Origin of the sequence: Gemella sp. GL1 (assembly GCF_013415365.1) — a bacterium.
Lineage (GTDB): Bacteria > Bacillota > Bacilli > Staphylococcales > Gemellaceae > Gemelliphila.
Genome location: NZ_JACBYB010000006.1, coordinates 1 through 9,630, shown reverse-complemented (window position 1 = coordinate 9,630; position 9,630 = coordinate 1). Strand labels below are relative to the sequence as shown.

6 protein-coding genes are annotated in these 9,630 nt (G+C 26.2%); 1 reads left to right on the top strand and 5 read right to left on the bottom strand.

The genetic code is table 11. The features are described from left to right. Nucleotides 1-32 precede the first annotated feature (32 nt). A complete protein-coding gene (recD2, locus tag HZY82_RS00055; RefSeq protein WP_135155889.1) occupies nucleotides 33-2,360 on the top strand; it encodes an SF1B family DNA helicase RecD2 in 2,328 nt (775 codons plus the stop codon). Nucleotides 2,361-2,472: 112 nt separating this feature from the next. On the opposite strand, the gene mfd is transcribed toward recD2, so the two are convergent. The 5 genes from mfd to HZY82_RS00030 all read right to left on the bottom strand — a co-directional run. After that, nucleotides 2,473-6,006 carry a transcription-repair coupling factor gene (gene mfd, locus HZY82_RS00050; protein ID WP_135155890.1) on the bottom strand — a complete coding sequence of 1,178 codons (3,534 nt, stop codon included), beginning with the start codon at nucleotides 6,004-6,006 and terminating at the stop codon, nucleotides 2,473-2,475. Between the two features lie 8 nt (nucleotides 6,007-6,014). Next, complete coding sequence (gene pth, locus HZY82_RS00045; protein ID WP_135155891.1) at nucleotides 6,015-6,572, bottom strand: aminoacyl-tRNA hydrolase; 558 nt, start codon at nucleotides 6,570-6,572, stop codon at nucleotides 6,015-6,017. A gap of 65 nt (nucleotides 6,573-6,637) precedes the next feature. Further along, nucleotides 6,638-7,591, bottom strand: coding sequence for a ribose-phosphate diphosphokinase (locus HZY82_RS00040; RefSeq protein ID WP_135155985.1), 954 nt, complete (start codon nucleotides 7,589-7,591; stop codon nucleotides 6,638-6,640). A gap of 120 nt (nucleotides 7,592-7,711) precedes the next feature. Further along, nucleotides 7,712-8,020 carry a thioredoxin gene (trxA, locus tag HZY82_RS00035; protein WP_135155892.1) on the bottom strand — a complete coding sequence of 103 codons (309 nt, stop codon included), beginning with the start codon at nucleotides 8,018-8,020 and terminating at the stop codon, nucleotides 7,712-7,714. Nucleotides 8,021-8,070: 50 nt separating this feature from the next. After that, nucleotides 8,071-9,630 (bottom strand): endonuclease MutS2 (locus HZY82_RS00030; RefSeq protein WP_179938317.1); only part of this gene is annotated, 1,560 nt, incomplete at its 5' end.

Below are 9,630 nucleotides of genomic sequence, written 5' to 3'. Positions count from 1 at the left end.
AGTAGAACCTTAAATTAGAAAGGATACTAATAATGATTGTAGTTGAAGGATATCTTAATAAAATCATATTTCATAATTCTGAAAATAATTATTATATTTTATCAGTTTTTTTACATTCATATCACTCTGAATTAAATGGAGATTACATATCTATTGTTGGTACCTTTCACGATATTGAATTTTTAAAAGATGAATTATATTCCTTCAAAGGAGAGATTGTTACACACAAAAAATTTGGTCAACAAATTAACGCAATATCTGCAGAGCGTCTTATTAATAAAGATGTGAATTCTATTATCGATTATTTATCTAGCGATACTTTTCCTGGGATTGGGAAAAAAACTGCTCAATTAATCGTAGAAAAACTCGGATTAAACTGTTTAGATATAATTTATAAAAATAAAGATAAACTCACTTCAATAAAAGGAGTTCCTAGTACAAAAAAAGAATTAATTTATAACAATATTGTATCTAATAAGCAGTCTCAAGATATAATCTTAAAATTGAATGAACTTGGCTTTAGCAACAAGCTAATTAATAAAATATACAATTATTACAAATCTGATACCCTTAATATTATTAACAATTCACCTTATGATCTTGTAAAAACTATAAGTGGTGTTGGTTTTCTTACTATTGACAGAATAGCAGAAAACATAGGTGTTGAATTTAATAATCCAGAAAGAATTAAGAAAGCTTTAATATATTGTATAAATGAACAATTATTTTCAACTGGAGATACATATATCTATGAACAAGAATTATTATATAAAACTTTCAATTTACTTTACAAATCCAGACCAATAGCTATAGAAAAAGAAGATATATTATTGGCTTTCGAAGATATTATTAACTCTCAAGAACTAATAAAAATCGATAATAAAATATTTCTTCCATCTATTTATCAGGCAGAATACTATATATATAATAATGTTAAAAAAAGAATTTCTCTATCCGAAAAAGATGAGAAAATCAATGGTGAAGTTCTTGATAATTATATAAAAGAAATAGAAACTGAACTCAACATCCTTTACGATCCTGATCAAGTTGAAGCAATAAAGAACTCTATAAACAATAGATTCTCTATTCTTACCGGAGGTCCTGGTACGGGAAAAACTACAATTATATTAGCTATAATTAAAATATTTCAAAAAATTAACAATTACTCATATACTGATCTTTTTGATGAAGAAAAAAATATAATATGTTTATGCGCACCTACCGGTAAAGCAGCAAAAAGGATGTCTGAATCTACCGGCTTTTATGCTTCAACTATTCACAAAGCAATAGGATGGAATGCTGAAATTGATGACATAAATGAATTTACTAGTGATAAAATTATTAAGTCCAAATTAGTAATTATAGATGAGACAAGTATGATAGATGTATATCTTATGCAAAACTTACTTAAGATAATTGATATAGATTCTAAAATAATACTATTAGGTGATACTGAACAACTTCCCTCAGTTTCTCCTGGTAATGTTTTAAAAGATTTAGTTTCTTCAAAGATTATTCCTACATCATCATTAAATAAAATATTTAGGCAAGCTTCTAATTCTAGTATAATAAAACTATCCCACGCTATAAAAAATGGTAATCCTATTGACATATTAGGGAATTTTCAGGATCGCGAGTTCCACATATCTGATAAAGTAAATTTAGTTGAAACCACTCTAAATATTTATAAAAATTTATTAAGTATTACAAATGCTGATAAAATACAAATATTAATTCCCATGTATAAATCTATTTTTGGGATTGATAAATTCAATACACTTATACAACAGACATTCAATCATAATACCGAACAAATTGAATATGGAAATTGTATTTATAAAATAGATGATCGTGTTATGCAGCTTGAGAATAGAGCTGAAGATAATATTTTCAATGGTGATGTTGGAAATATCGACTCTATTTTTACAGAAGATGGAAAACAAAAAGTAGTTATTAATTATGATAATAACTATATAACTTACGAAAAAAAAGATCTGGATCAAATAACTTTAGCTTATGCCTGTTCTATTCATAAATCTCAAGGTTCTGAATTCGATTATGTTATAATACCACTGAGTGATAATTACAATTTTATGTATAATAAAAATCTTATCTATACAGCTATCACTCGAGCTAAACACAAATTATTTTTCTCTGGAAATCCTCAAGTATTCTACAATGCTATAAATCCCAGTAATATTATCGAAAGAAATTCACATCTTTCAAATTTTTTCTTAGATGATTCTAGTGGTAAAATCGAGAATACCGAGCATATTTTAACTAAAGATAATCTACATATTATAGACCCTATGATAGGAATGAAGGACGTATCATTATTCGATAATATAAATAAGGACTAGAATAATTTCACTAGTCCTTATTTATATTTCATGCTAAATTTTAAGGTAATTTCTAATATTTTTAAATATGCTATATCTAAATTTCTTTAAATTAAAATCAACTAATCAATAACTAATTTTCTAAACTTTCTTGTATTAATGCTAATAATTTATATATCTTCTTAAGTTCATTTTTATTATTTTTATCAAATTCCAATATTAAAGTGTTCTTTACCTGAATTTTAACATCTTTGTAATTTATGAGTTTCTCAAATAATTTGGGACCATTCAAAAACTCTAAGATTTCCTTTTTAAAATTAATAACAATTTTACTAGATAATTCTTTAATTGATTCAACATTAATTTTTTCAGCTATGATTCTTATCAGGGTAATGTCTAATAGATTTTCAATTTCACTTCCATAATCTGAAAATCTATCGATCATTTCTTCCGCTAATTCGAAAATCTCTGTTTCTTGATCACTTTTTGCTAGTTCTTTATAAAAATATAACTTATCAGAATCATTAGATATATAATCCGTTGGTATATATGCATTGACATTTAATTTAATTTCAACAGAATTTTCTTTAATTTCAAAAATATCTTCAATACGCTCGCTCTGAACAGTATTAACCATATTTTCATAATATTCTAATGATTTAGTTTTATCTATTTCTAAAATAGGTTTTAAAGCTTCTTTTTTTCCTAATAGCTCCTTCTCTAACATTTGAGAATATAGAGTATAGCCTACCGAATCAATAAAACCATGTTGCCTTGAACCTAGAGTATCTCCAGCTCCTCTTATAGATAAATCTTGCATAGCAATCTTGAAACCACTACCTAAAGCTGTAAAATTCTTAATTGCAGATAGACGTTTTTCAGAATTTTCTGTAAGTAATTTAAAAGGTTTATACATAAAGTATGCGTATGCTTCCCTATTACTTCTACCTACTCTTCCTCTTATTTGATAAAGTTGACTTAATCCAAATTTATCTGCATCTTCAACTATTAATGTATTTACATTTGAAATATCAATACCCGTTTCAATTATAGTTGTAGTAATAAGCATATCATACTCTTTATTTATAAGATCTGTCATTATATTTTCCAATTCTTTTTGACTCATTCTTCCATGAGCATATGCTATATTTATTTCTGGTAATAATTTTCTAAGCTCTAAGTATTTTTCTTCTATTCTTTCTACATTATTATAAAGATAAAAAATTTGGCCATTTCTCTCCACTTCATTTAACACCGCTTCTCTTATAATAGATGAATTTTCTCTTGTTATAAAAGTTTGAATGGGTTGTCTATTAATTGGTGGTGTTTCTATTACAGATAAATCTCTAATTCCTATTAAGCTCATATGTAATGTTCTTGGTATAGGTGTAGCACTTAAAGTCAATACATCTATCATATTTTTTAAATGTTTAATTTTTTCTTTATGTTTTACTCCAAATCTCTGTTCTTCATCAATTATTAACAAACCTAGATCTTTATATTTGAACTTATCATTTAATAATTTATGTGTTCCTACTATTATATCTATTTGTCCTCTATTCAGCTTATCAGAAATTTCATTAATTTCTTTTGAAGTTTTAAATCTATTAACTACCTCTATATTTATAGGAAAATTAGCAAATCTTTGAATAAAATTTTCATAATGTTGTTCTGCAAGTAGAGTAGTCGGCACCAAAATTACTACCTGTTTATTATCCATGACAGCTTTAAAAGCGACTCTCATAGCTACCTCAGTTTTTCCAAAACCGACATCTCCACAAAGTAATCTGTCCATTGGTCTACTTTTTTGCATATCTTCTTTTATTTCATGAGTTGCTTTCTCCTGATCTGCTGTTGCCTCATATAGAAAATCATTTTCAAAATCTTGCTGCATTGGAGTATCTGGACTAAAAGCATATCCTTTATTCAGTTCCCTATTAATATACATCCTTATTAATTCTACAGATACATCTTCAATTTCTTTCTTTACTTTATTTTTTATTTGTTGCCATTTTTTAGTACCCAATTTATTCAATTTTGGTTTTCTATTATCAGTTGAAGACATATATTTTTGAATATATTTCATATTATCGATATCAACATAAATTACATCTCCACCAGCATAAACTACCTTAAGAAAATCTTTATATATTCCTCTAACTTCAATATTTTCTATTCCCTGATAGACACCGATACCATGATGAATATGTACAATATAATCTCCTAAATTCAGATCTTGATAATTTCTTATTTTTTCCGAATTAGAGTATTTAAAGGAAACTTTTTTCTTTTTTACAATTGTATTTTTAAAAATTTCTCTAGATGTAATTAAAATAAATTTTTTATCTGGTCTCTCAAATCCTTTTAATTGCAAGATATCTTTTTCTATATATATTTTTCCAGGTATAATCTCTAATCTTACTTTTTCATATAGATTATAATCAAATAAGATTTTTTCAACATAATCTACCTGACTTTTATTTTGCAAAAGAATTACTATTTCAAAATTACTTTTTATTTTCACTAATAGTTCCTTTACTAATTCTTGATTAGTTGTAAAAAATTCTACATCTTTAACCTTTTGATTTATTTGATTTTTAAAAATCCTATCATCCGATTTTAATAATGTCAGATTATATTTTTTATTATTTGAACTAATAAATTTATCATATGCTTTCAAATCCAATATATCTTGATGTAAATAAGTAAATGATATCTCCTTTAATCTTTCTAAAAAATACTCCTGTAAAGAAATATTTTTTTCATTTATTTTCATGTATGAATCAAAAAATATTATTGCGTCTTTATCTATATAGTCAAAAATTGAATAACATTCATCATATATATAATTTGAAAAGAAATCTAATTCATCAAAAATCCCAGCTTTTCTATATAATTTTATTTTTGATTTTAATTCTTTCTTTATATCTAGAAAAGTCTGATCAGTATTTAAATCCACATCTTCTAACATCTGTTCCAGTTTCTTTATCACTATACTTTTTTCTTCCTCTGTTAAGAAAAAATCACTTGTAGGATATATTTTAACAAATTCTATTTTTTTTATAGATTTCTGTGTTACTAAATCAAAATTTTTAATACTGTCTAATTCATCATCAAAATAATCCAATCTAATTGGATTATTCATCATAGCTGAATATATGTCAATTATAGATCCACGTTTCGAATACTCTCCCACATTTTCTACTGTATCTACTAACTTATATCCTAAATCCATTAACTGTTTGGGTAATTCTGAAAATTTAGGATATAAGTCCATAGATATGTTTAAAAATCCCTTTTTAAAATCTTCCGGCTTTTTCAAATTTCTATAAATAGAAGTCATAGGTAATAATAAGATCATATTTTTTTTGTTACGTAAATTTTCTAATATTTTTATTGAAATTTGATATAAATCATTACTTTTGAAAGTATATCTTTTTAATATATCAATCTCTGGAAAAATGTATACCTCGTTTGTAAAAGTCAACAAATCTTCTTGAATATTTTCAGCATTTTTTTTAGATTCAGTAAGCAAACATACTGTATCTCCTTCACTATATTTTTTGTAAATATTCAAAATTTTACTCGTATGATTATTTGAATATATTTCCGTATCTTCCTTTATTTCTTCATTTTCAAGTATCTTTAATAATTTTTCTAATAACATACTAACACCTAGTTATATTTATTCATTAAGTCGATAAATGATAATTTAGAAAAATCTTCTATACAATTCACAGACTTAAGATAAATAGTTTGTATTTTCTCCATTTCTTCTTTAGAAAATTTACCTAAAACATAGTTAGATACACTTATTCCGTTCTTAGGTCTATCAATTCCAATTTTTAATCTACTAAATTTTTCTGTAGAAAAGTTAGATATAATACTCTTAATACCATTGTGTCCTCCACTACTACCACGATTCCTTAATCTAAAATTAGCTGTTTTAGTATCTAAATCATCATAAATTACTAAAATATCTTCTATTTCAAGGTCAAAATAATCATAAAATTTTCTTACTGATTCTCCTGAAAGATTCATATACGTTAAGGGTTTTATAAGTATATACTTTTCTCCATTGATGTATCCCACTGTATATTTTGCATTAAATTTTTCTTTGTCGAAACTTAAATTATGTTTTTTTATAAATTCATCCAATATCAAAAATCCAATATTATGACGCGTATTCTCATATTCTTTTCCCGGATTCCCTAATCCTACTATTAATTTCATATTTTCTCCTTATTTATTAAAATACTAAAAAAGGTAACTTAAACTTAAGTTACCTTTTGATTCTATTATTCAAATAGAACACTTATCGGTTCATTATTATAAATTTTATAAATAGCTTGTCCGATTAACTCACCCACACATAATGGTATCATCTTGTCTAATTTTTTTTCTTCTGGAATATTTATTGTATTAGCATATACTAATTCTTTGATAGGTGCATTCTCTATTCTCTCTAAAGCTGGTCCACTTAAAACAGCATGAGAACAAGAAGCGTATACTTCTTTTGCCCCTTTTTCGATAAGTGCTTTGGCTCCTAATGTAATAGTACCTGCCGTATCAATTATATCATCAATTAAAATGCATGTTTTTCCCTCTATATTTCCTACAATATTCATTACTTCTGCAACATTAGGTTTAGGCCTACGCTTATCAATAATAGCTATAGGCGTATTTAACATATCTGCAAGTTTTCTTGCTCTAGTTACTCCACCATGATCTGGCGAAACTACCACTACATCTTCCATATTAGGCAATTTCTTTTGGAAATATCTTGCAATTATTGGCGCACTCATCAAGTGATCAACTGGAATATCAAAGAATCCTTGAATTTGTAATGCATGCAAATCTAACATTATTACTCTATCAGCACCAGCAGTCTCAATTAAGTTTGCTACTAACTTAGCTGTAATTGGCTCTCGACTTCTTGCTTTTCTATCCTGCCTAGCATAACCATAGTAAGGGATTACTACGTTTATCGTATCTACTGACGCACGTTTTAATGCATCAATCATAATTAATAAAGTCATTAAACTTTCATTAACCGGATTACTAGTAGACTGAATTACAAAAACTTCACTTCCTCTTACACTTTCCTCAATATTAATTGAAACTTCACCATCACTAAATTTCTTCACACTACATTTACTTAACTCTATTCCTAAAGATTCTGCTACTTGCTCTGCTAACGGTTTATTAGAATCTAGAGAAAATAACATTAATGGTCTTTCTTCGATATGCATATTAATAAATCCCCCAAATATATTACTTCTTACTAATAAGTATACCATTTATCGTTTTCAATTTCCAGCAGAACAATAAAAGATCTAGTATTATTACTTTAATACTAGATCTTTTATTTATTAATTGTATTTCTCTAATAGATTTTTTAAATCCCCTTTGGGTCTAAATCCTGTAATCTGTTCTAAAACCTGACCCTCTTTTACTACTAAAAGTGTAGGAATTGACATTATTCCATGTTCTCCAGCAGCTTCTTGATATTCATCAATATTTAACTTAACAAAATTTATATTTGTTAGCTCTGATGATAATTCTTCTAAAACAGGTGATACCATTCTACAAGGTCCACACCATGGTGCCCAAAAGTCTACTAAAGTAACCTGACTTCTATTCTTTAATTCATAAAAATCTTTGTCATTTATTTCTAACATTAATATATTTTCCTCCATATTTTAATAATAAATATATTGTAAACCTTTATTTACTTCATTTCAACTATAGTGACTCCAAGTCCTCCTTCTCCTTGACCACCGCTTCTATAAGAACTTACATATCTATTTTGTTTTAAATATTTTGCGATATTTTTCTTTAAAATTCCTGACCCTACTCCATGAATAATTGTAAAACTATCATAACCTGAAAGCAGTACTTTGTCTATATAATCTTCAATGATTCTTATAGCATCTTCTGTATTTTCACCAATTACATTAATATCTAATCCTACTGTAGTTACCCTTTTTTTACTAATAGTTGGATCTTTTAATCTTATTTTATCTTTTTTAATTTTTTTAAGTTCTTCTAGTTTAACAGTCATTTTTATCGCACCCATTCTAATAGTTGCAACATTGTCCTTCACATCTAAAACTTCAACCCTTTGCCCATATTTTATAAATACTGCATCATCTCCAGCTGATAAAATCCCCTCGATCGGTGATTCTTCAAAAATCTTTTTAGTTTTCATATGAATCTTGTGTGAATCCATGTTAGCTATCATACCATTAAATTGATGTTGTTTAATAGTTTCTGAAACATTTTTAAAGTTTCTATACTCTTCATACATTTCTTCTTTTCTTTTATCAATTTCCTGGTTTAATTCTTCATTTGTTTTTTCATAAAGTGAATATTTATAGGTTTCAAAATCATTTAAATCCGATAATAACGTATCTTTTATTAATTTAATTTCATTTATTTCGAAGTTTAATTTATTAATTTTATCTTCATATTCGTTTATATTTTTTGAAAGCTCATCAATTATAATCGTACTTTCTTTTTCTGTCTCTTTTATAAATGTATTTGCTTCTTCGACTATAGATTCATCTAATCCAATTTTATAAGATATATTTATAGCATTAGATTTTCCCGGAAGACCTATAATAAATTTATATGTTGGTTTTAATGTATCAAAATCAAATTCTAATGACGAGTTTTTATAATAATTTGATTTAAAACAGTAATCCTTTATTTCTGGATAATGAGTTGTACATAATACTGTTGATTTTATATCTTTAAATCTATTAAGTATAGCCATAGATAAGGCTGCACCTTCACTTGGATCTGTTCCTGAGCATAGCTCGTCTAATAAAATTAAAGTTTTATCCGTAGCACTTTCTAAGATTTTTACAATATTTGTCATGTGAGATGAAAAAGTAGATAAATTATTAGCAATTGATTGCTCATCCCCTATATCAATAAATATATTTTCAAAAAAACCTATAGATGATTTACTGTCTGCTGGTATATATAAACCTAAATGTGTTAAAAGTACTGAGAGTCCTACTGTTTTTAAAATAACTGTTTTTCCTCCTGTATTTGGACCCGTTATTAATAAAGAATTAGCTTGATTATCTAAATATATGTCATTTTTTACTACTACATTTTTATCTATTAATGGATTATATGCTTTCTTTAAATCAATAGATGTTATATTTTTTATTATAGGCCTCTCTAGCCCTTTATTTACAGAAAAATTTATTTTTGAAAATATAAATTCTATTTCTGAAAAATTATCTAATGATCTTTTTAAATCCTTACTATTCTCATT

Excerpts from the sequence above, each read along its gene's own strand:
- recD2 (WP_135155889.1), top strand. The coding sequence starts at position 33 with ATGATTGTAGTTGAAGGATATCTTAATAAAATCATATTTCATAATTCT.
- mfd (WP_135155890.1), bottom strand. The coding sequence starts at position 6,006 with ATGTTATTAGAAAAATTATTAAAGATACTTGAAAATGAAGAAATAAAG.
- pth (WP_135155891.1), bottom strand. The coding sequence starts at position 6,572 with ATGAAATTAATAGTAGGATTAGGGAATCCGGGAAAAGAATATGAGAAT.
- HZY82_RS00040 (WP_135155985.1), bottom strand. The coding sequence starts at position 7,591 with ATGCATATCGAAGAAAGACCATTAATGTTATTTTCTCTAGATTCTAAT.
- trxA (WP_135155892.1), bottom strand. The coding sequence starts at position 8,020 with ATGTTAGAAATAAATGACAAAGATTTTTATGAATTAAAGAATAGAAGT.